Annotated in this window: 14 protein-coding genes; 11 read left to right on the forward strand and 3 right to left on the reverse strand. The window is 68.5% G+C overall.

Translation table 11 applies throughout. From position 1 onward, the window contains the following. Positions 1-25: 25 nt before the first annotated feature. From CD928_RS15525 to CD928_RS15535, 3 genes are read left to right on the forward strand one after another with little or no spacing between them, the layout of a single operon-like run. A complete protein-coding gene (locus CD928_RS15525; protein ID WP_095387966.1) occupies positions 26-2,257 on the forward strand; it encodes a hypothetical protein in 2,232 nt (743 codons plus the stop codon). A gap of 22 nt (positions 2,258-2,279) precedes the next feature. Next, positions 2,280-4,493, forward strand: a complete 2,214-nt coding sequence (locus CD928_RS15530) for a hypothetical protein (protein ID WP_141237168.1) — start codon at positions 2,280-2,282, stop codon at positions 4,491-4,493. Further along, a complete protein-coding gene (locus CD928_RS15535; protein WP_095387968.1) occupies positions 4,490-7,303 on the forward strand; it encodes a family 78 glycoside hydrolase catalytic domain in 2,814 nt (937 codons plus the stop codon). The genes CD928_RS15530 and CD928_RS15535 overlap by 4 nt, the downstream gene beginning before the upstream one ends. Here the strand turns inward: CD928_RS15535 and CD928_RS15540 are convergent. Beyond that, entirely contained in the window at positions 7,300-8,502 is a 1,203-nt protein-coding gene (locus tag CD928_RS15540; protein WP_255247195.1) for an SGNH/GDSL hydrolase family protein, read from the reverse strand. The two genes, CD928_RS15535 and CD928_RS15540, sit on opposite strands and share 4 nt — an antisense overlap. Continuing rightward, complete coding sequence (locus CD928_RS15545; RefSeq protein ID WP_095387970.1) at positions 8,499-10,595, reverse strand: beta-galactosidase; 2,097 nt, start codon at positions 10,593-10,595, stop codon at positions 8,499-8,501. Before CD928_RS15545 ends, CD928_RS15540 begins: the two co-directional genes overlap by 4 nt. Positions 10,596-10,731: 136 nt before the next feature. Here CD928_RS15545 and CD928_RS15550 point away from each other — a divergent pair, with 136 nt between their 5' ends. The 8 genes from CD928_RS15550 to CD928_RS15585 all read left to right on the forward strand — a co-directional run bounded on the left by CD928_RS15550 (position 10,732) and on the right by CD928_RS15585 (position 23,296). Continuing rightward, positions 10,732-14,787 carry a glycosyl hydrolase gene (locus CD928_RS15550; protein WP_095387971.1) on the forward strand — a complete coding sequence of 1,352 codons (4,056 nt, stop codon included), beginning with the start codon at positions 10,732-10,734 and terminating at the stop codon, positions 14,785-14,787. Positions 14,788-14,827: 40 nt separating this feature from the next. Beyond that, positions 14,828-15,868, forward strand: coding sequence for an aldo/keto reductase (locus tag CD928_RS15555; protein WP_095387972.1), 1,041 nt, complete (start codon positions 14,828-14,830; stop codon positions 15,866-15,868). A 103-nt stretch (positions 15,869-15,971) separates the two neighbouring features. Beyond that, positions 15,972-16,727 (forward strand): FadR/GntR family transcriptional regulator, encoded by a 756-nt coding sequence (locus CD928_RS15560; RefSeq protein WP_095387973.1) that lies wholly within the window; start codon positions 15,972-15,974, stop codon positions 16,725-16,727. A gap of 221 nt (positions 16,728-16,948) precedes the next feature. After that, a complete protein-coding gene (locus CD928_RS15565; protein ID WP_176473601.1) occupies positions 16,949-18,679 on the forward strand; it encodes a beta-L-arabinofuranosidase domain-containing protein in 1,731 nt (576 codons plus the stop codon). Between the two features lie 3 nt (positions 18,680-18,682). Continuing rightward, complete coding sequence (locus CD928_RS15570; RefSeq protein WP_095387975.1) at positions 18,683-19,462, forward strand: SDR family oxidoreductase; 780 nt, start codon at positions 18,683-18,685, stop codon at positions 19,460-19,462. A gap of 23 nt (positions 19,463-19,485) precedes the next feature. Beyond that, on the forward strand, positions 19,486-20,754 hold the full coding sequence (locus CD928_RS15575) for a ribulose-bisphosphate carboxylase large subunit family protein (RefSeq protein WP_095387976.1): 1,269 nt from the start codon (positions 19,486-19,488) through the stop codon (positions 20,752-20,754). After that, positions 20,751-22,046 carry a four-carbon acid sugar kinase family protein gene (locus tag CD928_RS15580; protein ID WP_217983769.1) on the forward strand — a complete coding sequence of 432 codons (1,296 nt, stop codon included), beginning with the start codon at positions 20,751-20,753 and terminating at the stop codon, positions 22,044-22,046. Before CD928_RS15575 ends, CD928_RS15580 begins: the two co-directional genes overlap by 4 nt. After that, positions 22,043-23,296: an SGNH/GDSL hydrolase family protein gene (locus CD928_RS15585; protein WP_095387978.1), complete on the forward strand. Its 1,254-nt coding sequence runs from the start codon at positions 22,043-22,045 to the stop codon at positions 23,294-23,296. Before CD928_RS15580 ends, CD928_RS15585 begins: the two co-directional genes overlap by 4 nt. 69 nt (positions 23,297-23,365) lie before the next feature. Here the strand turns inward: CD928_RS15585 and CD928_RS15590 are convergent, their stop codons facing one another. Continuing rightward, entirely contained in the window at positions 23,366-24,487 is a 1,122-nt protein-coding gene (locus tag CD928_RS15590) for an acyltransferase (RefSeq protein ID WP_095387979.1), read from the reverse strand. Positions 24,488-24,492: the final 5 nt, after the last annotated feature.

A 24,492-nucleotide genomic window follows, 5' to 3' on the forward strand; every position in this document is an offset into this window, starting at 1 on the left:
GACCTGGGAGGGTAGGATGGTTGCCATGCGCAGGCGCGCGGGCGTGCTCGCCGCGATCTGTTTCACGATCCTTTGTCCGGGGATGGCGGCGAACGCGGCGGCGCAGGATGCGCCGGTGCCGCTGCAGCCCTATCCGGTCAATCACGAACTGCGCGTCGATTCGGACGCCGATGTCCGTTTCCTGCACGACGGCCCGGCGGGCAGCCACGGCTTCATCGAGGTTCGGGACGGCCATCTCTATCGCCCCGACGGCAAGCGCTTCCGTTGCTGGGGCGTCAACATCACCGGCTTCAGCCTCGGTTCGGCCGAAATCCCCCCGAACGCCGAAGCGCGCGAGACGGCGGCGGCACTCGCGCGGCTCGGTATCAATTGCGTGCGCATGCACTTTCTCGACATGCCGGTGAGCCGGACGCCCAAGGAGGGAAGCGGCAAGGGGCCCGACCCGACGCCGCACAAGGATTCGCCGTCGGGGCTGATCGCCGACGGGCCGACCTCGCGCGTGCTCGATCCGGCCGCGCTCGCGCGGTTCGATTACTGGTTCGCCGAGCTCAAGAAGAACGGCATCTATGTCAACTTCAACCTGAATGTCGGGCGGACCTATCGCAGCGGCGACGGCGTGCCCGACGCCGATCTGATCGGCAGCGCCAAGGCCTATACCTATTTCGGCCCCGAGCTGATCGCGCTGCAAAAGGAATATGCGAAGCAGCTTTTGGGGCACCTCAACCCTTATACCAAGCTGCGCTATGCCGACGATCCGGCGGTCGTCACGGTCGAGGTCGTCAACGAGAATTCCCTGCTCGAATTCTGGATGCGCAACTGGCTGCGCGGCGAGCGGGTGAAGGGGGGCAGGAACCTCCAGCTCGACATGACGCCGCACTATCAGGCGCTGCTGGTCAAAATGTACAACGACTGGCTCGCGAAGAACCGCACGCCCGCCGAGGTTGCTGAGCTGCAGCGGATTGCGGGCGTGGCGGCGGGGCAGCCAGTACCGTTCATGCGCCGCGGCGACCATCCCGACGCGCCGCGGCTCCGCCTCGATGCCGAACTCGGCTTCCTGACGCAGGTCGAGATCGATTTCCACGCCGACATGAAGCGCTTTCTCACGCAGGAAATCGGCGTCAAATCCCCGATCGTCCCGATGGCCGACCACACCTATTTCATCGCCAACCAGCCGCTGATGCGCACCGCGATGAAGTCCGATATCATGGACGCGCACGTCTATTGGCAGCATCCCGCCATCTACGGGAAGCGGGGCGAACCGATGGTGAACAGTCCCGAGCTGTCGATCATCCAGAAGCTCGCGCGCTCGGCGGTCGCGGGCAAGCCGCTCACCGTCAGCGAAGTCAACCATCCGTGGCCGAGCGGCGACTATGGCGCCGAGATGATCCCGATCCTCGCCTCCTACGCGGCCTTTCAGGATTGGGACGGCATCTTCTTCTACACCTATGAGCCCAAGCTGCACGGCAAGTGGACGCCGCTGGTAACGGGCGAATTCGACATCGCGCTCGACCCCGCGAAGATCGCGCAACTGCCCGCGGGCGCATTGATCTTCCTGCGCGGTGACGTTTCGCCGGCGAAGGAGGTGGTGACGCGCTCCTACTCGACCGACCAGATCAGCGAGACGTCGCGGATGCCGCGCGCCGAGATGCCCTATTATACGCCGGGCTTCGACAAGAGGATTCCGCTCGTCCACGGCTCGCGGGTGTCGTGCCTCGATTGCAAGCCGAGCCTGCCGGCGCCGCTGCCGCCCGCCAATCCGATCGTCTCCGACACCGGCGAACTGAGCTGGAAGACCAGCGACGGCGAGGACGGCATCATCAGCGTGAATGCCCCGCGCAGCCAGGCGCTGGTGGGGTTTGTGAGCGCCAACCCCAAGATGCAGACGCGTAACCTGTCGGTCGACATCCGCAATGATTTCGCCGCGATCACGCTGTCGTCGCTCGACGGCAAGCCGCTCAACCTGTCCGACCGGATGTTGCTCACCACGACCGGCAAGGTCGAAAATACCGGCCAGAGCTGGAATGCGCGCCACGCGATGCTTTCCAACTGGGGCACGGCGCCGACGCTGATCGAGCCGATCACGGGCTGGATCCAGCTCAAGGACCTGGAGGGCGCGATCGGCGTTTCGGCGCAGGCGCTCGACGGATCGGCGCGGCCGATCGGCCCCGCGATCCGCGGCAAGATGATCGAGCCCGGCTGGGAGATCGCCGTCGGCGCGCCCGCGACCACCACTTATCTGATCCGCATCGAGCGCTGATCCACGAACAGGGGGAATGAACATGAAGCTTGGTCTCGTCAGCGCGCTCGCGCTGATCGCCGCGACGCCGGCCGCCGCGCAGGACATCGCGATGCAGCCCTTTCCGGTCGACCATGAGGTGCGCGTCGATTCCGAAGCCGATGCCCGCTTCCTGCTCGACGGGCCGGCGGGCAAATATGGCTTCATCGAGGCGCGCGACGGCCATCTCTATCGCCCCGACGGCAAGCGCTTCCGCTGCTGGGGCGTCAATCTGACCGGCTGGACGGTCGGGGGTGAGGAAATCCCGTCGCACAAGGACGCCGAAACCTATGCCGCCGCGCTGGCGCGGCTGGGCGTCAATTGCGTGCGGATGCACTTTCTCGACCGGCCCGATACCGAGAACAAGGTCCGCAACGAAGGCGCCGATCGCGGCCCCAACGCCGGCCCCTTCACCCACGGACCGCGCGGGCTGATCCGGGGCGACGTCGACAACAGCCGCGAGCTCAATGCCGAGCGGCTGGACCGGCTCGACTATTGGTTCGCCGAGCTCAAGAAGAACGGCATCTACGTCAATTTCAACCTGAACGTCGGACGCGTCTTCAAGCCCGGCGACGGCGTGCCCGACGCCGATCTGATCGGCAATGCCAAGGCCTATACCTACTTCGGGCCGGAGCTGGTCGCGCTGCAGAAGGAATATGCCCAGCAGCTTCTGGGGCACCTCAATCCCTATACCAAGCTGCGCTATGCCGACGACCCGGCCGTGATGACCGTCGAGGTCGTCAACGAGAATTCGATCCTCGAATTCTGGATGCGGAACTGGCTGCGCGGCGAGCGGGTGAAAGGCGGCAAGAACCTCCAGCTCGACATGACGCCGCACTATCAGGCGCTGCTGGTGAGTATGTACAACGATTGGCTGGCCAAGAATCGCAAGCCGGCCGAAATCGCGCAGCTTCGCACGCTGGCCGGCGTGGCGGCGGGGCAGCCGGTGCCGTTCATGCGCCGCGGCGACCATCCCGACGCGCCGCGGCTCCGCCTCGATGCCGAGCTCGCCTTCCTGACGCAGGTCGAGATCGACTTCCACGCCGACATGAAGCGCTTCCTGAAGGAAGAGATCGGGGTGAAGGCGCCGGTCGTCCCGCTCGCCGATCACACCTATTTCATCGCCAACCAGCCGCTGATGCGCACCGCGATGAAGTCCGACATCCTCGATGCCCATGTCTATTGGCAGCACCCCGCCATCTACGGCAAACGCAACGAGCCGATGGTCAATTCGCCCGACCTGTCGATCATCCAGAAGCTCGCGCGCAGCGCCGCGGTCGGCAAGCCCTATACGGTCAGCGAGGTCAATCATCCCTGGCCCAGCGAATATGGGGCGGAGATGATCCCGATCCTCGCATCCTACGCGGCGCTGCAGGACTGGGACGGCATCTTCTTCTACACCTTCGAGACGAAAATCAGCGGACAGTGGAAGCCGGCGGTCGCCGATCATTTCGACATCACGCTCGACCCGGCGAAGATGGCGCAGATGCCCGCGGGGGCGATGATCTTCCTGCGCGGCGACGTCTCGGCGGCGAAGGAGGTGATGACGCGCTCCTACTCGACCGACCAGATCAGCGAGGCGTCGCGGATGCCGCGCGCCGAGATGCCATACTACACCCCCGGCTTCGACAAGAGGATTCCGCTGGTGCACGGCTCGCGCGTGTCGTGTCTCGACTGCAAGCCGAGCCTGCCCGCGCCGCTGCCGCCCGCCAATCCGATCGTCTCGGACACCGGCGAACTGAGCTGGAAGACCAGCGACGGCGAGGACGGCATCGTCAGCGTGAACGCCCCGCGCAGCCAGGCGCTGGTGGGGTTTGTGAGCGCCAACCCCAAGGTGCAGACGCGCAATCTGGCGGCGGGCGATATCCGCAACCGCTTCGCCGCGATCACCCTGTCGTCGCTCGACGGCAAGCCGCTCAACCTGTCCGACCGGATGTTGCTCACCACGACCGGCAAGGTCGAGAACAGCGGGCAGAAATGGGACGAGCGCCGCGCGATGCTGACCGATTGGGGCACGGCGCCGACGCTGATCGAGCCGATCACGGGCTGGATCCAGCTCAAGGATCTGGAGGGCGCGATCGGCGTCTCGGCGCAGGCGCTCGACGGATCGGCCCGGCCGATCGGTCCGGTGATCCGCGGCAAGATGATCGAGCCCGGCTGGGAAATCGCCGTCGGCACGCCCGCGACCACCACCTACCTGATCCGCGTCGAACGATGATCCGAACCCCGCGCCTGACCCGCCGCGGTCTGCTCGCGGCGACGCTGGCGACCTCTATCGTGCCTGGCCGCGCGCTGGCGGCGGGGCGCGGCGGCGTGCGACCGGTGGACCTGCGCGTCGAGTGGCGCAGCCGGCCGCTCGGTGTCGACGGGCTGCGGCCGCGCTTCACCTGGACGATCGCGGCCGGTGCCGAGGTGCGCGGCGTGCGCCAGTCGGCATGGCGGATCGTGGTGGCGGAGAGCGCGGAGGCCGCGGCGGCGGGCCGGGGTGATATCTGGGACAGCGGCCGGGTCGCGGATGGCCGGCTGCGCGGGCAGCCGGTACGCGATCTCCCGCTCGCCTCGCAGACGCCCTATTTTTGGTCGCTTATGGTCTGGGACGAGGCGGGACGCGCGTCGGACTGGTCAGAGCCCGAGCGCTTCGTCACCGGCGTCATCGGCGACTGGCAGGCGCGCTGGATCGCGGCCGAGAAGGGCTGGCCGGTGGGAATCGCCGAATCGCGCAAGCCCGCGCTGGTGCCGGGCCCCAAGCCGATGCCGCTGTTCCGCCGCGACTTCGCCCTCGGCGGGCCGGTCGCGCATGCCTTTCTGTCGATCGTCGGGCTCGGCCATCATGCGGTGAGCATCAACGGGCGCGAGGCGCACGCGTCGATGCTCGATCCGGGCTGGACCGACTATCGCAAGACCGTCCTCTACACGACCTACGACGTGACAGACCTGCTGCGGGCGGGGGAGAATGCGATCGGGGTGATGCTCGGCAACGGCATGTACAATGTCGAAGGCGCGGAGGGCCGCTACAAGAAATTCGTCGGCACCTTCGGCCAGCCGCGCCTGCTGGCGCAGCTCGTCGTCGTGCTGGCCAGCGGCGAGCGCGTGGTCGTCGCGAGCGACGATGCATGGACGACGCGGCCGGGGCCGATCGTCTTTTCGTCGATCTATGGCGGCGAGGATCATGACGCGCGGCGCGAGATCGCGGGCTGGGACCGCGCCGGGGCGCCGCGCGACGGCTGGGTGCCGGTGCTGCTGGTCGATGCGCCGGAGGGACGTCTGAAGGCGCAGGCGATTCCGCCGATGGCGGTCGCGGCGACCTATCCGACGGTTGCCGTGACCGAGCCGCGGCCGGGCGTCTTCGTCTATGATTTCGGCATGAATTGTTCGAGCCGCCCGGCGCTCGCGGTGCGCGGGCCGGCGGGCGCGACCGTCCGGCTCAGCCCGTCGGAGGTGCTGGGGGCGGACGGCCTGATCGCGCCGCGCAGCATCGGCGCGCGGCCGGGACTGCCGGTGCATTACAGCTACACGCTCGCGGGACGCGAAGGGGGCGAGGCATGGCGCCCGCGCTTCACCTATTGCGGGTCGCGCTATCTTCAGGTCGAAGGCGCGGTGCCGGCCGATCGCGCCGGGCCGGGCGACGTCGCGATCGTCTCGCTCGCGAGCGAGTTCGTGCACACCGACATGCCTGAGGTCGGTCGTTTCGGCGCGGGCCAGGCGCTGCTCGTCCAGACCCACGACCTGATCCGCCAGGCGGTGCTCAGCAATTCGGCGAGCGTGTTCACCGACTGCCCGCACCGCGAGAAGCTCGGCTGGCTCGAACAGGACCATCTGAACGCCGAAACCGTGCTCTATCTCGAGGACGGCGCGACGATGTACGAAAAGACGATCGCCGACATCGTCGACGCGCAATTGCCGAACGGGCAGATTCCCGAGATCGCGCCCGAATATGTCCAGTTCACCGGACCCGACGAGATGTTCCGCGATTCGCCCGAATGGGGCGGTGCGGTCGTGATCGCCGCGTGGAAGGCCTATAAATTCTATGGCGACCCGCGCATCCTCGAAGTCGGCTATCCCGCGATGCGGCGCTATGCCGATCATATCGAGGGCAAGCGCACCGCGAAGGGCCTCGTCGACTATGGCCTCGGCGACTGGCTCGACCTCGGCCCGCGCGAAAACGGCAAGCGGGTCCAGCTGACCAGCATGGGCGTGACCGCGACCGCGACCTATTTCCAGATGCTCGCCTGCCTCGGCGACATCGCGCGGCGCCTGGGGCGGCCGCAAGCGGAAATCGCGGACTTCGCGCGGCGAGCGGCGAGCGTGAAGGCGGCGTTCAACGCGGCCTTCTACCGCGCCGACAAGGGGTTCTACGATAGCGGCAGCCAGACCGCCAACGCGATGCCGCTGGCGCTCGGCATGACCCCGGCGGGCGAGGCGGGGCGGGTTCTGGACGCGCTGGTCGCCGATATCCGGGCGCGGGGCGACCATGTCAGCGCGGGCGACATCGGCTTTCATTATGTGGTGCGCGCGCTCGCCGAGCATGGCCGGCCCGACGTGCTGCACGCGATGCTCTCGCGCACCGATGCGCCGAGCTATGGCGCGCAGATCGCCGCGGGCGCGACCGCCCTCACAGAGAATTGGGATCCGTCGCACGGCGGGTCGCAGAATCATTTCATGCTCGGCCATGCGCTGGGCTGGCTCTATGGCGGGCTCGGCGGGGTGACGGTCGATTTCTGGCGGATGGATGCGCCGCCGATCCGGATCGCGCCGCAATGCGTGCCGGGACTGGATTCGGCGTCGGTCGAATATCGGTCGGTGCTCGGCCCGATCCGCAGCATGTGGACGCGCGAAGGACGCCGGATGCGGTTCGAGGTCGATATCCCCGCGGGCAACGAGGCGACGATCGTGCTGCCCGCCGCGCTATCGGACCTGCGCGAGGGACGTGCACCGGCCGCCCGGGCCCAAGGCGTGGCGCGCGCTGTCGAGCGGGCGGGCGCGGCGGTGCTGACGGTCGGGTCCGGCCGCTACCGGTTCACGACCTAGCGGCAGCCCTGGCCCAGGATCACCGGCAGCGCCGTCTTCGCCATCGTCGCATAGCCCGCGTCATTGGGATGAAGGTGGTCGCCGATCTGTTCGGAGAGGCGCATCACCGACGGCTTGCCGGGTTCCCCCATCGCCGCGTCGAAGTCGATCAGGCCGTCGAAGCGCGCGCGGTTCGCGCGGATCCAGGCGTTGACCGCCTGGCGGCGCTGCTCGCCCTCCGCGCTCGCATAGGCGGCGCCTTCATAGGGGAGCAGCGTGCCGAAGATCACCTTGAGCCCGCGGCCCTTCGCGCGGGTGAGCAATTGCTCATAGGCGGCGATCAGCCGGTCGGCGGGGGCCTGCCACTCCTTGGCGGGGTCCCTGACGTTGCCGATATCGTTGATGCCTTCGAGGATCACGACGTGCGTCGCGTTGGGCACGCCGAGCACGTCGCGGTCGAAGCGCGCCAGCGCCGCCGGGCCGCGACCCTGGCTGAGCAGCCGGTTGCCGCTGATCCCTTCGTTGGCGATCGCCCAGCAGCGCCCCTTGGGGTTCGCGGCGAGCAGGCGGCCGAGCTGGGCGGGCCAGCTCATCGCGCGCGACGCGCCCGCGCCTTCGGTGATCGAATCGCCGAAGGTCACGAGCACGCGGGTGGTCGCCGCCGCGCCGCCGACCTCGAGCGCGCTGGCGACGCCGGAGGCGCGCGCGCGGCGCGGATCGGGAAGGTCGACCAGCGCGGTGGCGTCGCCCGCCACGATATCGACCATCTGCGCATGCGCGGGCGGCGCGACCTCGTCGGGGAAATAGACCGACAGGGCGAGCCGTTCGCCTGCCTCGACCGGATAGTCGATGGCATCGGACAGCATCGGCGCGTGCGCGGGAATCCGGGCATCGCGGGCGCCGCCGAAGGTCAGCGCGCGCAGGCTGCCTGCGACGGGCTTGCCATCGGCGTCGAGCCGGAGGATCGACGCGGCGCCGATGCGCAGCGGCGCCTCCGACAGCTCGTTGCTGAGCCGGACGCGCAGGGTCCGTCCGGCGGTCCCCACGTGCAGCTCCTGCCGCACTGTCTCGTCCTTGAACGGGCGGCCGAGGCCGTCGCGGATCGCCGGCTCGTAACCGATCGGTGGCCCCGACCAGGCGGGCACCCAGCGGTCGGGCTCGGCGGCGTGAACGCTTCCCGCCGCGGCGAGCAGCGCCGCAAGGGCGAGCATCCTTCTCATCGCGGGCTTCCGGGCAGGGTGAACCAGGCGACGCCATGCGCTGCGACCCGGCCGCCCGCCCAGTCGCCGCCGGCCGGTTTCGCGCCGGCGGGAAGCGTCAGGGCGCGCGCGTCCTTGCCGTGATTGATCGCGATCAGGATGCGCTTTCCCTTCCCTTCGCGCTCGGCGATCTCGAAGTCGGGATGCGCGCCGGCGATCACCGGCGTCACTTTCGCCTCCGCGAGCAGGTCGGCGGCGAGCGTGTTCATCGTCGCGGGGTCGAGCCAGGCGCCGACGTAGGTGATGCTGCCGCTCCCGACCTTGCGCGTGACGATGGCGGCCTTGCCGTCGAGCCAGCCGCCCGGGTCGCGATAGGTGGCGATCGTGCGCACGTCGGGCGCGGTCGGCGTCAGCTCCTCGGCCCAGATCGATGCCTTGCCGGCGATGGCGCCGGTCAGCGAGACGCCTTCGTCGAGCGCATAATATTGCGCGACCTCAGCGCCGAGCAGGTCGGCGAGCGGTCCCGGCTGCGTGCGGGGATAGAGCGCGTTGGCATCGTCGCGCATCCCCGACCGCGGGCCGAGGACGAGATGCCCGCCGCCGCGGACATAGGCTTCGAGCGCGGCGGCCTCCGTTTCGGTCATCACCATCATGTTCGGCGCGACCACGAGACGGTAGCGCGCGAGGTCGGCGTCGGGCGAGATCACGTGCACGCCCTGCGACTGCACCCGGATCGGCCGGTAAAAGTCGGTGAAGGCCTTGATCGGATCGAAATCCCGGTGATGGCGCTGGAGATCGATCGCCCAGCGGCTGTCATAGGAATAGAGCATCGCGACGTCGGCCGCCGGCGCCGTGTCCGCGAGCAGCGGCGCGGCGCGCGTGAGGTCGGCCGAAACGCGCGCGATTTCGGGCTGGATCGGATTGGGTTTGCCGTCCTGGCCCAGGATCGCGCCGTGATAGGTCTCTTGCCCGTTCGCGGCAGGGCGCCATTGCCAATAGAGAATGGCGTCGGCGCCGTGCGCCACAGCCTGCCACGCCATTTCGCGCACCTGGCCGGGGTCGAGCGCGCGGTTCACCGGCACCCAGTCGACGCGGCCGGGCTGGGTTTCCATCAGCCAGAAATTGCGCTGCTTGTAGCCGCGCACCAGGTCGTGATTGGCGCCGTTGGCGACCCAGTCGGGGCGGCCGTCGGGGATATAATTGTCCCACGAGGCGATATCGAGATCGCGGTGCATGACGAAATGGTCGAAGCCCGCGTTCCAGAACATCGTATTGGTCGTGATGAAGGAGCGCTTGTCGATCAGCGGCCGGATCGCCTTCGCCTGATTCTGGATGAAGTCGGTCCACATCCGGGTGGTGAAATGCCGGAAATCGAGCAGCAATCCCGGGTTCTGCTGGCCGGTCTGATGCAGCGGCACCTGGTCGAAGCTGTTGTAGAACTGGCTCCAATATTGCGTCGTCCAACGCTTGTTGAGATTGTCGATGGTGCCGTAGCGCTGCTTCAGGAAGGCGTGCCACGCCGCGATCGCCTCGGGGTCCCACGACGGCGGCCCGACCTCATTGTCGATCTGCCAGCCGACCACCGCGGGGTGCCGGCCGTAGCGCTTTGCCATTTCGGTCGCGATGCGGCGCGAAAAATCGCGGTAGCGCTGGCTGGCGAAGGAGAAGTGACGGCGGCCGCCGTGGCCGGCGCGCACGCCCTTTTCGTCGATGCGGAGCGTGTCGGGATAGGTCTGGGTCAGCCACGCCGGCGGCGCCGCGGTCGGCGTGCCGATCACCACCATGAAGCCGTGGCGCTGGGCCGCAGCGATGGCGCGGTCCATCCAGGCGAAGTCGAACTTACCTTCGACGGGTTCCATCCGGCTCCACGCGAATTCGCCGATTCGCACCGTGTTGAAACCGGTGTCGCGCATCATCTTGAGGTCGGTGTCCCAGCGCTCCTCGGGCCATTGCTCGGGATACCAGGCAACGCCGACCGCGATCGCGGGCCGGTCGGGATAGGCGGTGGCGCGCTGGGGGAAGGCCGTGGGCGCCGTATCGGCGGCGGGCTGCGCGTGCGCCGCGGTTCCCGCCAATGCGACCGCCATCAACGCCCATTTTCCCCAACCAGCCATGACCCCTCCGATTTTCCGCTTCGTTGAAAGTTGGGGAGGCGCATAACACGGTGGCGCCGCAAAATAATAGTTTTATATGACATTTGACGACGAGCTGTTATCGACAGGCGAACCGGGAAAGAGGAGAGGACGAACTATGGCGCGTTTCGGATATTGGCTGGCCGGAAGCGCCTTGATCCTCCTCCCGATCTGGAGCGCGGCCGCGCAGACGGCGTCCGACGGGCCGACGCCCGAGGCGTTCCGCGATCCCCCCGCCGAAGCGCGCCCCGGCACCTTCTATCACTGGATGAACGGCAATGTGACCGCGGCGGGACTCGACGCCGACCTCGCGTCGATGCACGAGATCGGGCTGGGCAGCGTCATGGCGTTCGACGGCAGCAACGACGTGCCCAAGGGGCCGGTCGACTATCTCAGCCCCCACTGGCTCGAACTGATGACGCACATGATGGACAAGGCCGACCGGCTGGGGCTCAAGGTCGGCATGCACAATGCGCCGGGCTGGTCGTCGTCGGGCGGGCCGTGGATCACCCCCGACCGCTCGATGCAGCAGATCAGCTGGACCGAAACCACGGTCGCCGGCGGCAAGCCGCTCCGGCTCAAGCTTCCGCGGCCCTATGCGAAGCGCGGCTATTACCGCGATGCCGCGGTGCTCGCCTATCCGGCGAGCGCGGGCGACGACAGCGTCTACCGCGATGCGGTGCAATCGATGCGCGCCGCCCTCGACATAGCACCGGCGACGCTGACCGATCGCGACCTCCACAGCGCGGCCGAAATCACGCCCGCCGCACCGCTGGTGGTGACGATGAAGCGGCCGTTCGCGGCGCAGTCGGTCACGCTCTATGGCGATGCGGATTCGGGGCCCTTCACCGCGACGATCGAAGCCTCGCAGGACGGCAAAAACTGGACGCGGATCGGCCAGGTGTCGGCGCCCGTCCAGCATGAGCGCGGGATCGAGGCGCCGGGGACGCTCAACTTCCCGGCGGTCGAGGCGCGCTATTTCCGTGTCACGCCCAAGGCCGGCGTCAAGCTGGCCGAGGCCCTGTTCCACGCGACGCCGCGCATCGACGACTGGGGTGCAAAGGCCGAGCATCTCTATCGCCCGCCGACGGCGGTCGAGACGCATCCGACCGACCTGCGTGCCGGCGACGCCATCGATCCCGCGAAGGTGATCGACATCACCGCGAACCTCGGCGCCGACGGCACCCTCGTCTGGGCGCCGCCGCCGGGTCGCTGGACGATCCTGCGCTTCGGCCACACCACGACGGGGCATCTGAACGTCGCCGCGTCGGATGCCGGACGCGGGCTCGAGGTCGACAAGCTCAGCGCCAGCTCGGTCGATTTCCAGTTCGAAAACAGCGTCCAGCGCATGCTGAAGGCGGCCGGGCCGCTGGCGGGCAAGACCTTCGATTCGCTGATGATCGACAGCTATGAGGCGGGGCTGCAGAACTGGACGCCGGACCTGCCGGCCGAGTTCAGCAAGCGTGCGGGCTATGCGATCACCCCCTATCTGCCCGCGCTGACCGGCCGGATCGTCGGCGACCTCGACGCCTCGAACCGCTTCCTGTTCGATTTCCGGCGAACGCTCGCCGACCTGACGGCCGACAATTATTACGGGCGGATGCAGGAGCATGCGCGCGCCGCGGGCCTTAACTTCCATGTCGAGGCCTATGGACCGGGCCCTTTCGATTCGCTTCAGGTCTCGGGGCTGGTCGACGTGCCCTCGACCGAATTCTGGACGCGCACGCCGTGGACGGACAACCGCACGGTCAAGATGGTGGCATCGGCGGCGCATACTTACGGCCGCCCCGTCGTCGCGGCCGAATCCTTCACCGGCGAGGCCGAAACGAGCCGCTGGCAGGATTATCCCTACGCTCTGAAGACGCTGGGCGACCAGATGTTCGTTCAGGGCGTGAACAAGATTCTTTTCCACCGCTACGCGCACCAGCCTAATCCCAATGCCGCGCCGGGCATGACGATGGGGCCGTGGGGGGTGAATCTCGACCGGTCGAACACCTGGTTCGGGCAGGCGCGGCCCTGGATCGATTATCTCGCGCGCAGCCAATATATGCTACGCCAGGGCCATTATGTCGCCGACGTGCTGTTCTTCGTCGGGGAGGAGACGCCCAATCAGGCCGAATATGTCCGCCCCGACGTGTCGCCCGACACCAATCCGAAGATCGGCCAATATTTCGACCCGCAGATGCCGCCCGGCGGCTATAATTACGACTTGGTCAATGCCGAGGTGCTGCTGACGCGCGCGAGCGTGAAGGACGGCCGGATCGTCCTGCCCAACGGCGCGAGCTACCGCTTGCTTGTGCTGCCCGCGACGCTTTCGAGCATGACGCCGAAGCTCGCCGCGCGCCTCCGTTCGCTGGTCGAACAGGGGGCGGCGATACTGGGACCCAAGCCCGAACATTCGATGACGCTGGCGGGCAAGGCCGACGGCGACGCGGCGTTCCGCGGCGCGATCGACGGGCTGTGGGGTTCGGCTTCACCGGATGCCGCGCCGCGCAAGGTGGGCGCGGGCACGGTCTTCGCGCAGGGTAGCATCGCCGACGCGCTGGCCGCGCTCAAGGTCGCACCCGACGCGCAATGCCGTACGCGGACGCCTGATGGGCAGCTCGTATGGATGCACCGCGCGCTGACCGGCCGCGACATGTATTTCGTCGCCAACCGCCAGCGCCGCGCGGAGACGGTGACCTGCACCTTCCGCGTCGGCGAAGCGGCGCCGGCGCTCTGGGATGCCGAGACCGGGACGATCACCCGGCCCGCCCTGTTCGAGACCGGCCGCGACGCGACCACGGTGACTTTCGACCTGACGCCCGCCGGCTCGACCTTCGTCATGCTCGGCGATGCGGCGGGGGCCAAGGGAATCGGCTGGATCGCGCGCGATGGCCAGCGCATCGCCGCGGTCGATCCCGGGCCCGCGGCGCGGGCGGAGGCCCCCGCCGACAGCTTCACCCTCTCGCTCTGGGCCAAGCCCGACATCGACCTGCGCGTCATGCCCGACGAAACGGTCGACGGGCGGATCAACGAGACCGGCAAGAATTACCTGATCAATGCGCGGTCGGGCCGTGACATGCACGGCGACGGCACGGCCGTCGCGGGCCTCGCGCTCGGGCGCAACGGCGCTTTCGTGATCGAGCGCGAATCCCCCGACAGCGTGCCGGCGGTCCTCGTCAGCCATGCGCCGGTCGCGGGTTGGACGCATGTCGCGCTGGTCTATGATCGCGGCACGCCGAGCCTGTATCTGAACGGCAAGCTCGTGCGGACCGGCCGCAAGAGCGGGCGCCGCGTGTTCGCGGGCGGCAGCGATGCGCCGTCGCCCAATGGTGTCACCTACTTCTTCGAAGGCAATGCGACGCCGCTCGCGACGGTGCCGCGCGCGCTTTCGGCGGCGGAGATCGCGTCCGAGGCCGCCGGCGGTCCCCCGGCGGCCCCGATCGCCGCCACACCCGTCGTGCTCGAACGGGGCGGCGACGGGCGGCTGCAGGCGCTAGCCTGGGAAAGCGGCCGCTACACGGTCGAGGGCGGCGGCAGCTTTACCGCGAAGGTTCCGGCGCCGATCACGGTCGAGGGCGCGTGGGCGGTGCGCTTCCAGCCCGGGCGCGGCGCGCCCGAGGCGATCACGCTGCCGCGCCTAGCGTCGCTCAGCCGTCACGCCGACGACGGCGTGCGCCATTTCTCGGGCACCGCGACCTACGAGCGGACCATCGACGTGCCCGCGGCCGCGCTTCGGAAGGGGCGGCGCGTGTTCCTCGATCTCGGGCGGGTCGAGGTGTTGTCGGGGGTCAAGGTCAACGGGACCGATCTCGGCGTCGTGTGGAAGGAGCCCTATCGCGTCGACATCACCGATGTGGTCAAGCCGGGCGCGAACCGCGTGTCGCTCGCCGTCACCAATTTGTGGACCAACCGGATGATCGCCGACGCGGCGCTGCCCGAGGAGGGCCCGTTCGTTGACGCCGAATGGCCGGTCGGCGAACGCTTTTCGGCGGACGGCAAGAAAACCCCGGTCATGGCGCGCAAGATCACCGCGCTGCCGGAGTGGTACAAGGCGGGCGAAGCCAAGCCCGCGGGCGGGCGCGTCACCTTCTCGACCTGGACCTTCTACGGCAAGGACGAGCCGCTGCTCGATTCGGGGCTGCTCGGACCGGTGCGGATCCTGTTCGCGGACGAGGTGACGGTCAAATGAGCAGGGGGCGCCCCTCTGCCCTCACAGCAAAGGGACCGGGATGGAATACAGGCTGCTCGGCAACACCGGCCTGATCGTGTCGCGCCTCGCGTTCGGCGCGCTGACGCTGACGCGGGGCGACACGATGTCGGGCATCGCCAAGCTGCAGGGAGCCGACGCCGAGGCGATCGTCGGCCGGGCGCTCGATGCGGGCATCAACTTCTTCGACACCGCCGACATCTATGCCTCGGGGCAATCGGAGGAGGTACTCGGGCAGGCGCTGGCGCCGCATCGCGATGGCGCGGTCATCGCGACCAAGGTCATGGGCCGAACCGGAAGCCCGGTAGTTCAGGCGGGCCTTAGCAAGCGCCATGTGAGCTGGGCGATCGAGCAAAGCCTGCGGCGGCTCGGCACCGATTGGGTCGACGTCTATATCGCGCACAACGAGGATCCCTACACGCCGCTCGAGGAGACGCTCGAGGCGCTCGACGCCGTGGTGCGCGCCGGCAAGGCCCGCTATCTCGGCTTTTCCAACTGGTCGGCGTGGAAAGTCGCCGCGGCGCTCGAACTGCAGCGCGCGAACGGATGGGCGCCCTTCACGCACGGGCAGGTCTATTATTCGCTGCTCGGCCGCGACATCGAACGCGATCTGGTGCCGCTGACGCAGCGCTACGGGACCGGCCTGACCGTCTGGGGGCCGCTCGCCGGCGGGTTCCTGTCGGGCAAGTACCGGCGCGATGCCGCGGCGGCGCCCGGCGACCGGCTCGCGTCGATCGATCCCTTGCCCTTCGATCGCGACGTGGGATTCGCGGTGCTCGACGAACTGCGCGTGATCGCCGGCGACACGGGCGCCAGCGTCGCGCAGGTGGCGCTCGCCTGGCTGCTCGGGAAGCCCGCGGTGACCAGCGTGATCCTGGGGGCGTCGAGCGCGACGCAACTGGACGAAAATCTCGGCGCGCTCGATTGTTCGCTCGATCCCACGACGCTGGCGCGGCTCGACGCGCTCACCGCCCCTGCCGAGCTCTATCCGCACTGGCACTGGCGCAATGCCGCCGATCCTGTCACCGAGGCGGCGGTCGGAAAGGATGGCGGAGGCGAGTGATCGAAACGCGCGCCAGTCCGCTTGCGCTGTCGCGCGTGATAATATTATGAATTGCTGCTGCGCCCAATGGCCCGAATCCGGACTCTTTTGAGGAAATAACAATATGCACGGCCAATCGAATTTCGGACGGTTCACCGATACGGCGCTTTCGAGCCACGATCAGGTGGCGCGCGCGCTGGGCGGAGAGATCCTGGCGGGCGTCTATCCGCCGGGTGCGAAGCTGCCGTCCGAAGCCGAGATGCTCCACCGCTTCGGCGTGTCGCGCACCGTGCTGCGCGAGGTGTTCAAGACGCTGACCGCCAAGGGGCTGATCGTGTCCAAGACGCGCGTGGGCACGACCGTGCTCGACAGTGCCTTCTGGAATTTCTTCGATGCCGACGTGCTGGCGTGGAAGGTCGCGCAGGGGTTCGACATCGCCTTCATCCGCGATCTTGCCGCGATCCGCGTCGCGATCGAGCCGGCCGCGGCGCGCGCCGCGGCGGAAAATGCGACCGCGAAGGATATCGCGTCGATGCGCCGCAGCGTCGCGAGCATGGCGGCGGCATCGACCAGCGCGAGCGAGTTCGCCGAAGCCGACCTCGAATTCCACAAGGCGGTCGGGCAGGCATCGGGCAACGTCCTGATGCGGTCGCTGGCGGCGGTGATCGAAACCGCGCTGCTCGCCTCGTTCCGCATGAGCTCGCCGGTGCACGAGGTCGACGAACATGCCGACAGCGTCAAGGGCCATAGCCGGATCGTCGACGCGATCGAGGCGGGCGACGGCGAAGGGGCCGCGCAGGCGATGCGCGCCATCATCGGCCACGGCGTCGAGCGCATCGAGCGCGCCAAGACGTCGCGCAAGCGCCGCCCGGCGCGCTGATCGGCGTTCGATCGCCGGCCTGAATGCACGCCGCGCTTGCGCGCGCGATTTGTATTATTATAAACATAATCCGATCAGGGTAGCGCGCGCGAATCGGCGCGCCGACATCGCATGAGAGGATCGATATGAAGGGCATGGAGCTGGCCGGGGTTTCCCGCCGAGAGTTCGTCCACTGCGCGGCCTGCGCCACGGCGGCCGTAGGTTCGCTGGCGGCGAGCCCGATGGCCCTGGCCGCGGCGCAGCCGGCCGCGCTGCGCGGCAAGGAAGCCGTGCACGAATTTCCCTATGGCGCGGTCAAGCTGACCGGCGGCCGCATCAAGCGCCAGTTCGACCATATCCACGCGCATTTCCTCGCGCTCGACAACGACCGTGTCCTCAAGGTCTTCCGCCAGAATGCGGGCCTTCCCGCGCCGGGCCCCGACATGGGCGGCTGGTACGACCGCGACGGTTTCGTCGCCGGCCTCACCATGGGCCAATATATCTCTGGCCTCGCCCGCCTCGGCGCCGCGACCAACGACAAGGCCGCGCACGAAAAGGTGGCGCTGCTGGTCAGCGAGTGGGGCAAGGCGATGGTCACGGCCACCAACCCCTATGCCGGCCCCAAGGCGCAGGCGCAGTGGGCTGCCTATGTGATGGACAAATATGTCGTCGGCCTCGTCGACGCCTACCGGCTGAGCGGCGTCGAACAGGCGAAGACGCTGCTGCCGATCATCATCGAAAAATGCCGCCCCTATATCTCGCCCGTCTCGCGCGACCGGATCGGCAAGGTCGATCCGCCCTATGACGAGACCTATGTCATTTCGGAGAATCTGTTCCACGTCGCCGAAATCACCGGCGACCAGAAATATCACGACATGGCGGTCCACTATCTTCTGAACAAGGAATGGTTCGACCCGCTCGCCGCTGGCCAGGATGTGCTTCCCACCAAGCACGCCTACAGCCACACGATCGGCAATTCGTCGGGGGCGCAGGCCTTCCTCCACCTCGGCGACGAGAAATATCGCAAGGCGCTGATCAACGCGTGGAAGTTCATGGAGCCGCAGCGCTTCGCCAGCGGCGGCTGGGGCCCCGAAGAACAGTTCGTCGTGCTCGGCCAGGGGAATCTCGCCAAGAGCCTCGGCAGCTCGAAGGCGCATTTCGAGACGCCGTGCGGCGCCTTCGCCGACCTCAAGCTCGCGCGCTATCTGGTCCGCTTCACCGGCGAGGCGCAATATGGCGACGGCCTCGAACGCACGCTCTACAACACGATGCTCGCCACGCGCCTGCCCGACAGCGACGGCGGCTATCCCTATTATTCGGATTATGGCGCGGCGGGCGAGAAGCGTTATTACCACCAGAAGTGGCCGTGCTGCTCGGGCACGCTGGTGCAGGGCGTCGCGGACTATGTCCTCAACGCCTATTTCCACGACGACGACAATCTGCTGGTCAACCTCTACACCCCGTCCGAAGTCACCTGGGATCGTGCGGGCGGCGCCGTCGAGGTGGTGCAGGAGACCGATTATCCGGTCGGCGACACGGTGAAGCTGACGGTGCGCAAGGCCGGCAACGGCCGCTTCGCGATGAAGCTGCGCATCCCGGCCTGGACCCGCGGCGCGAGCCTGTCGGTCAACGGCCGCGCGCAGGAGGCTACTCCCGGCCAGCTTGCCGTCGTGAGCCGCACCTGGAAGGCCGGCGACACGGTCGAGCTGACCATCCCGCAGCCGCTCCGCACCCTGCCGATCGATCCCGAAAATCCCAATCTTCAGGCGGTGATGCGCGGTGCGGTGATGTATGTCGGCATCAATCCCTGGGAAGGGATCGACGAGGAGGCGATCGCGCTGCCGGGCGCGCTCGAGCCGATGCCGGGCCATGCCGAAAGCTATCGGGCGAAGGTCGGTCAGCGCAATCTGGTGTTCGTGCCCTATTATGCGGTCGATACCGAACGCACGACGACCTATTTCAAGACCGCCTGACCGATGCGCCGCTTCGAGGGCGAATGCGTCGTCATCTCGGGCGGCAACAAGGGGATCGGCCTCGCCATAGCCGAGCGGTTCGCGGCCGAAGGCGCGAATCTGGTGATCGGCGCGATCGAGGAGGATCAGTCGGCCGCGCGGGCGGCGCTGGCGGGCTATGGTGTCGGCGTCGTGACGCGCCGCTGCGACGTGACCCGCCCGGCCGAGGTGCGGGCGCTGTTCGACGAGGCCGAGGCCTTCGGCGGCGTCGACGTCGCGGTGCAGAATGCCGGCGTCATCACCATCGCCCGGGTCGAGGATCTGACCGAAGCCGAGTGGGACCTGAACCTCGCGGTCAACACCAAGGGCGTGTTCCTCTGCTGCCAGGAAGCGATCGGGCGGATGCGCGCGCGCGGCAAGGCGGGGCGCCTGATCAACACGGCGTCGGGGCAGGCGCGCGACGGCTTCATCTACACGCCGCATTATGCCGCCTCGAAGTTCGGCGTGGTCGGCCTGACCCAGAGCCTCGCAAAGGAAGTCGCGGTGGAAGGCATCACGGTCAACGCGATCTGCCCCGGCATCATTCACACCGACATGTGGGATTACAACGACCGCGAATGGGGCAGGCTGATGGGCGACTACGCCCCCGGCGGGCTGATGGCGGAATGGGTCGCGGGCATCCCGATGAAGCGCGCCGGCCAGGGCAGCGACGTCGCCGCGCTGGTCGCTTTCCTGGCGAGCAGGGATGCGAGCTATATCACCGGCCAGACCATCAACGTCGATGGCGGGCTGATCATGTCCTGACGCACGAGGAACCGTAAAACCCCATGACCGAACCGCGCATCACCGCCACCTACTGGATCGAGACCGCCTTCCCGCTCGCGCAGGCGGCGGAGACGATGGCCGGCGAGCAATCGACCGGCACCTTCGTCCGCGTGCCCGGCGAGACCGACGAACTGCGCGAGGCGCATGCGGCGCGCGTCGAGGAGATCGTCGAGCTGGGCGAAGCGGGCGCGCCCTCGCTGCCGGGATCGGGGCTGCCGAAGTCGGGCGATGCGACCCGCCGCACCGCACGCGTGCGGCTGTCGTGGCCGGTCTCGAACATGGGGCTCTCGCTTCCCAACCTGCTCGCGACGATCAACGGCAATCTCAGCGAGCTCAAGGCCTTCTCGGGCCTGCGCCTGCTCGACGTCACGCTGCCGCCCGAGTTCCTGACCCGCTATCAAGGGCCGCAATTCGGGGTGGAGGGCACGCGCCGGCTCGCCGGCGTCCACGGTCGCCCGATCATCGGCACCATCATCAAGCCGAGCGTCGGCCTGTCGCCCGAGGCGACGGCCGAGCAGGTTCGCGGGCTGGTCGCGGCGGGGATCGATTTCATCAAGGACGACGAACTGCAGGCCGACGGGCCGCATTGTCCCTTCGACGCGCGGGTGCGCGCGGTGATGCGGGTGATCAACGATCATGCCGACAAGACCGGCAAGAAGGTTATGTACGCCGCTAATCTGACCGGCGAGATCGACGAGATGCTCGCACGCCATGATCTCGTGCTGGCCGAGGGCGGCACCTGCGTCATGGCGAGCATGAACTCGATCGGCCTGCCGGCGATGAAAATGCTGCGCGCGCATTCGCAGCTGCCGATCCACGGCCATCGCAACGGCTGGGGCCTGCTCGGCCGCTCGCCCGCGATCGGGATGAGCTATATCGCCTTCCAGAAGCTGTGGCGGCTCGCCGGCATCGACCACACCCATGTCAACGGCATCGACAATAAATTCTGCGAGAGCAACGAGAGCGTGATCGCCTCGGCGCGCGAATGCCTGACCCCGATGTTCGACCCGCCGCATCCGGGCTGCGAGATCATGCCGGTCTTTTCTTCGGGGCAGTCGGCGCGGCAGGCGGCGCCGACCTATGCGGCGCTTGGCTCGGTCGACTGCATGTTCGCGGCGGGCGGCGGGATCATGGCGCATCCGGGCGGCCCCGCGGCGGGCGTCCGCGCGCTGCGCCAGGCGTGGGACGCCGCGGTCGCGGGCGTGCCGGTCGACGAGGCCGCGAAGGACGCGCCCGAGCTGGCGGCCGCGCTGGGGGCGTTCGGCGGGTGAGCCTGCTCTACGCATTTTACGGGGACGATTTCACCGGCTCGACCGACGTGCTCGAACAGCTTGCCGAGGGCGGGGTGCCGTCGGTCCTCTTCCTGCGGGCGCCCGACGCCGCGCTGCGCGCGCGCTTCGCCGATGTGCGCGCGATCGGCATCGCGGGCGACAGTCGCAGCCGCTCGCCGGCGTGGATGGACGCCCATCTGCCCGCCGCCTTTGGTGCGCTCGGCGAGGCCGCGATCGTCCATTACAAGACCTGCTCGACCTTCGATTCGAGTCCTGACATCGGCTCGATCGGGCGGGCGCTCGATATCGGTCTGCGCCGTTTCGAGGCGCGCGCCGCGATCCTGGTCGGCGCGCCGCACCTGCGGCGCTACGTCGCCTTCGGCAATTTGTTCGCGGCGGCGGGCGAGGAGGTCTATCGCATCGACCGCCACCCGACGATGTCGCGCCACCCGGTCACGCCGATGCACGAACCCGATCTGATCCGGCATCTGGGGGCGCAGACCGACGCGCGCATCGCGCTGGTCTCGCTCGAAGCGATCCGCGCGGGCCGCGCGGGCGAGGCGTTCGACGCCGCCGAGGCCGACGCGGTGCTGTTCGACGGACTATCGATGGACGACCTTGCCGCGACCGGCGGCGTGCTGACCGGGCGCGGGGTACGGTTTGCCGTGGGCAGCTCGGGCGTCACGCGCGCGCTCGTGCTGGCCTGGCGCGCCGCGGGGCGGATCGCGCAGGCGCCGGCCGAGGCGCGCGCCGCCGAGGCCGACCGCCTGCTGGTCGTCAGCGGAAGCTGTTCGCCCGTCACCGCCCGGCAGATCGCGCGCGCGCCGGCCTCCGGCTTCGCGGCCATAGCGGCCGATGTAGGCGCGCTGCTCGAAGGGTCGTCGGCCGAAGTCGCGCGGCTGGCGGACGCCGCCCTCGCCGGCCTGGCGCACGGCCGCCGCGCCGTGATCCACTCGGCCGAAGGTCCGCTCGACCCCGCCGCGCCGGCGGCCGGCGAGAAGCTGGGCGAGGCGCTCGGGCGAATCGCGCTCGACGTCGTCCGCCGCGCGGGCCTCAAACGGCTGCTGTTCGCGGGCGGCGACACGTCGAGCCACGGGGTCGCGCAATTGGGCATCGATGCGCTGACCTGGGCGGCGGCGATCGAGCGCGGCGCGCCGCTGGTGCGCGCGCATGCCGAGGATCCCGCGATCGACGGGCTCGAACTGGTGCTCAAGGGAGGCCAGATGGGCGGTGAGGATTTCTTCGAGGCGGTGCGGCAGGGGCGTTCGGCCCCGCTCGCCGACGCGCCGTGACGACGCGGCTGGCGCGCCTCGGCCTGCTGGCCGCGGCCCTGCTTGGCCCGGCCACCGCCGCGCAGGACCATCGCCCGCAATGGGTCGAGGCCTATCAATCGAGCCCGGCCGACTTCGATTTCGTGATCCCGAAGGATATGAAGCTCCCCGACGAGGCGCGCGAGCGGCTGCGCGATCGCCCGCCCGTGGTCGGAACCTTGCGCATGCGGCTGACGCTGGGGGCGTCGGGCCATGCGCTGCGCATCCGGATTTCGAACGAGGACGGCACGCAGCCGCTGCTGGTCGACGGCGCCAGCGTCGGCCTCGCCGCCGACGGCTTCGACGCCCGCGCCGGAACGCTTCGCCCGCTCGCCTTCGGGGGCCAGCGGCGCATCACCATCGCCCCGGGCGCGCCGGCGCTCAGCGATCCGGTCGACCTCGACGCCGCCGCGCTCGATGATATCGTCGTCAGCCTGCACCTGCCCCAGCCCCTCAAGCTCAAGGCGTTCGGCAACCAGCGGATGGCGTTCGCGGCGGGGGATCAGTCGTTGTCGCCGCGACTCGATGGCGGCGACGCTATCATCGGACGGCCGCCGGTCAGCGGCGCGCTGGTGCTGAGCGCCCATCCCCCGCGCGTCATCGTCGCATTGGGTGATTCGATCACCGACGGCAATCGGCCGTATGCCGGACAGCTGCACGGGTGGCCCGAACAGCTGCTGCGCCGCCTGGTCGCGGCCAGGGGGAGCGATCCGGTGACCGTCGTCAACGCCGGCATCGGCGGCAACCGGGTGCTGTCGACGAGCTGGGGCGATGCCGCGCTCGCGCGGTTCGATCGCGATGTCGCGCGGGTCCGGGGCGTGTCGCACGTCATCCTGCTCGAAGGCATCAACGATATCGGCCACGGCGGCTCGAGCACGATGTTTGGCCGGAACCCCCCGCTCGACGTTGCCGACCTGATCGCCGGATACGAGCAGATCATCGCCCGCGCGCATGTCGCGGGGATCAAGGTCGTGATGGGGACGCTGACGCCCTTCGGCGGATCGACCAGCCATTCCCCCGAGCGCGAGGCGCAGCGCCAGGCGGTGAACCAATGGATTCGCACCGCAGGCGTCGCCGACGCCATCATCGATTTCGATGCGGCGGTCCGTGATCCCCACAATCCGCTGCATCTGCGTTCCGATTATGATTCGGGCGATCATATCCACCCCAGCGAGGCGGGCTACCGCGCGATGGGCGATGCGATCGACCTCGCGCTGTTCGACCGGGGCTGACCCGAGAGGCTCTGGGCTGGAGTTTGATCCGGCCGACTTGAAGCAAGGGGTTTCTACCCCCCCTGAACTTCAGAGGAGGGCGGTTTCGGCCGCGACGGCCCTGACCGACTGCCTGCGCTCCGCCCGCGCCGAAAGCCAGGCGCGCACCGGTTCGTCGATCCACACCAGCACCGCCCAGGCCAAGCCGACGGCTGCCGCGATCGTCGCCGCCATCACGCTTCCCATCAGCACCGGGCCCGGCTTGGCGCTCCAATTCCAGTGCGCGAAGAACAGCACGAACGGATAGTGGAGCATGTACAGCGGGTAGGACAGCCGCCCGCCGATACCGGCCAGCCGGGTCGTGCTCCGATCGCCCGCGCCGATCATGATGACCAGCGGAAAGGCCACGACCACGCACAGCCAGTCGATCAGCCCGCTCCAGCCCTTGACCAGCGGTACTGCGAACAGCGCGATCAGCGCCGCCGACAGCAGCGGGAAGGCGGCCGGCACCGCGATCTTCAGCCTCAGTCGATGGATCAGCAGCCCCAGCGTGAAGGAAGCGATCACCCGGATGGGTGCGCCCCACCAGTCACGCCAGGCGGCCCCCGCATTCATCGAATCCAGCGACAACGCCATCCACAACAGCCCCGCGACGGCCATGGCGGCGATCGCTGCGAGCCATCCCCGGCCGACCCGATGTCCGACCGCCGCATAGGCGAGGTTGAGCAGATATTCCTGGAACAGCGACCAGGCGGGGCCATTCAGCGAATGGGTCATGCCCCACATATTGGGCAGCGCCGGCGCCGGGATCAGGAACAGCGCCAGCAACAGGTTGGCCGCGAACAACCCATAGCCGACGCTGGTGCCGAGTTGCTGCGCGTCGCCGACGAAGGGATTTGCGAGATAACCGATCGCTCCGAGCAGCGTGCCGATCACGACCAGCGGCTGCAGCCGGATCAACCGCCGGACCACATAGCCGCCAAAGCCAAGCCGCCGCCCCGGAGGCGCAGCGCACCCGAGCCGCCCGTCATAGGCGTAGCCGATCACGAATCCCGACAGGCAGAAGAAGAAATCCACCGCCAGATAGGCGCGGGGCAATGGATTCTCGCCGGGTTTCAGGAAGACGAGCTCGAACAGATGAAAGGCGAAGACCGAGAGTGCGGCAACGCCGCGCAACCCGTCGAGCGTCTGATAATGCGGCTTCCCGTTCACCGCAG

It is taken from the genome of Sphingopyxis sp. GW247-27LB (assembly GCF_002277025.1).
In the GTDB taxonomy this organism is placed as follows: Bacteria; Pseudomonadota; Alphaproteobacteria; order Sphingomonadales; family Sphingomonadaceae; genus Sphingopyxis.

What these genes read in the sequence shown, in the direction of transcription:
- CD928_RS15565 (WP_176473601.1), top strand. Translation starts at nt 16,949, where the DNA reads ATGGCCCTGGCCGCGGCGCAGCCGGCCGCGCTGCGCGGCAAGGAAGCC.
- CD928_RS15550 (WP_095387971.1), top strand. Translation starts at nt 10,732, where the DNA reads ATGGCGCGTTTCGGATATTGGCTGGCCGGAAGCGCCTTGATCCTCCTC.
- CD928_RS15560 (WP_095387973.1), top strand. Translation starts at nt 15,972, where the DNA reads ATGCACGGCCAATCGAATTTCGGACGGTTCACCGATACGGCGCTTTCG.
- CD928_RS15575 (WP_095387976.1), top strand. Translation starts at nt 19,486, where the DNA reads ATGACCGAACCGCGCATCACCGCCACCTACTGGATCGAGACCGCCTTC.
- CD928_RS15525 (WP_095387966.1), top strand. Translation starts at nt 26, where the DNA reads ATGCGCAGGCGCGCGGGCGTGCTCGCCGCGATCTGTTTCACGATCCTT.
- CD928_RS15535 (WP_095387968.1), top strand. Translation starts at nt 4,490, where the DNA reads ATGATCCGAACCCCGCGCCTGACCCGCCGCGGTCTGCTCGCGGCGACG.
- CD928_RS15570 (WP_095387975.1), top strand. Translation starts at nt 18,683, where the DNA reads ATGCGCCGCTTCGAGGGCGAATGCGTCGTCATCTCGGGCGGCAACAAG.
- CD928_RS15555 (WP_095387972.1), top strand. Translation starts at nt 14,828, where the DNA reads ATGGAATACAGGCTGCTCGGCAACACCGGCCTGATCGTGTCGCGCCTC.
- CD928_RS15540 (WP_255247195.1), bottom strand. Translation starts at nt 8,502, where the DNA reads ATGAGAAGGATGCTCGCCCTTGCGGCGCTGCTCGCCGCGGCGGGAAGC.
- CD928_RS15530 (WP_141237168.1), top strand. Translation starts at nt 2,280, where the DNA reads ATGAAGCTTGGTCTCGTCAGCGCGCTCGCGCTGATCGCCGCGACGCCG.
- CD928_RS15545 (WP_095387970.1), bottom strand. Translation starts at nt 10,595, where the DNA reads ATGGCTGGTTGGGGAAAATGGGCGTTGATGGCGGTCGCATTGGCGGGA.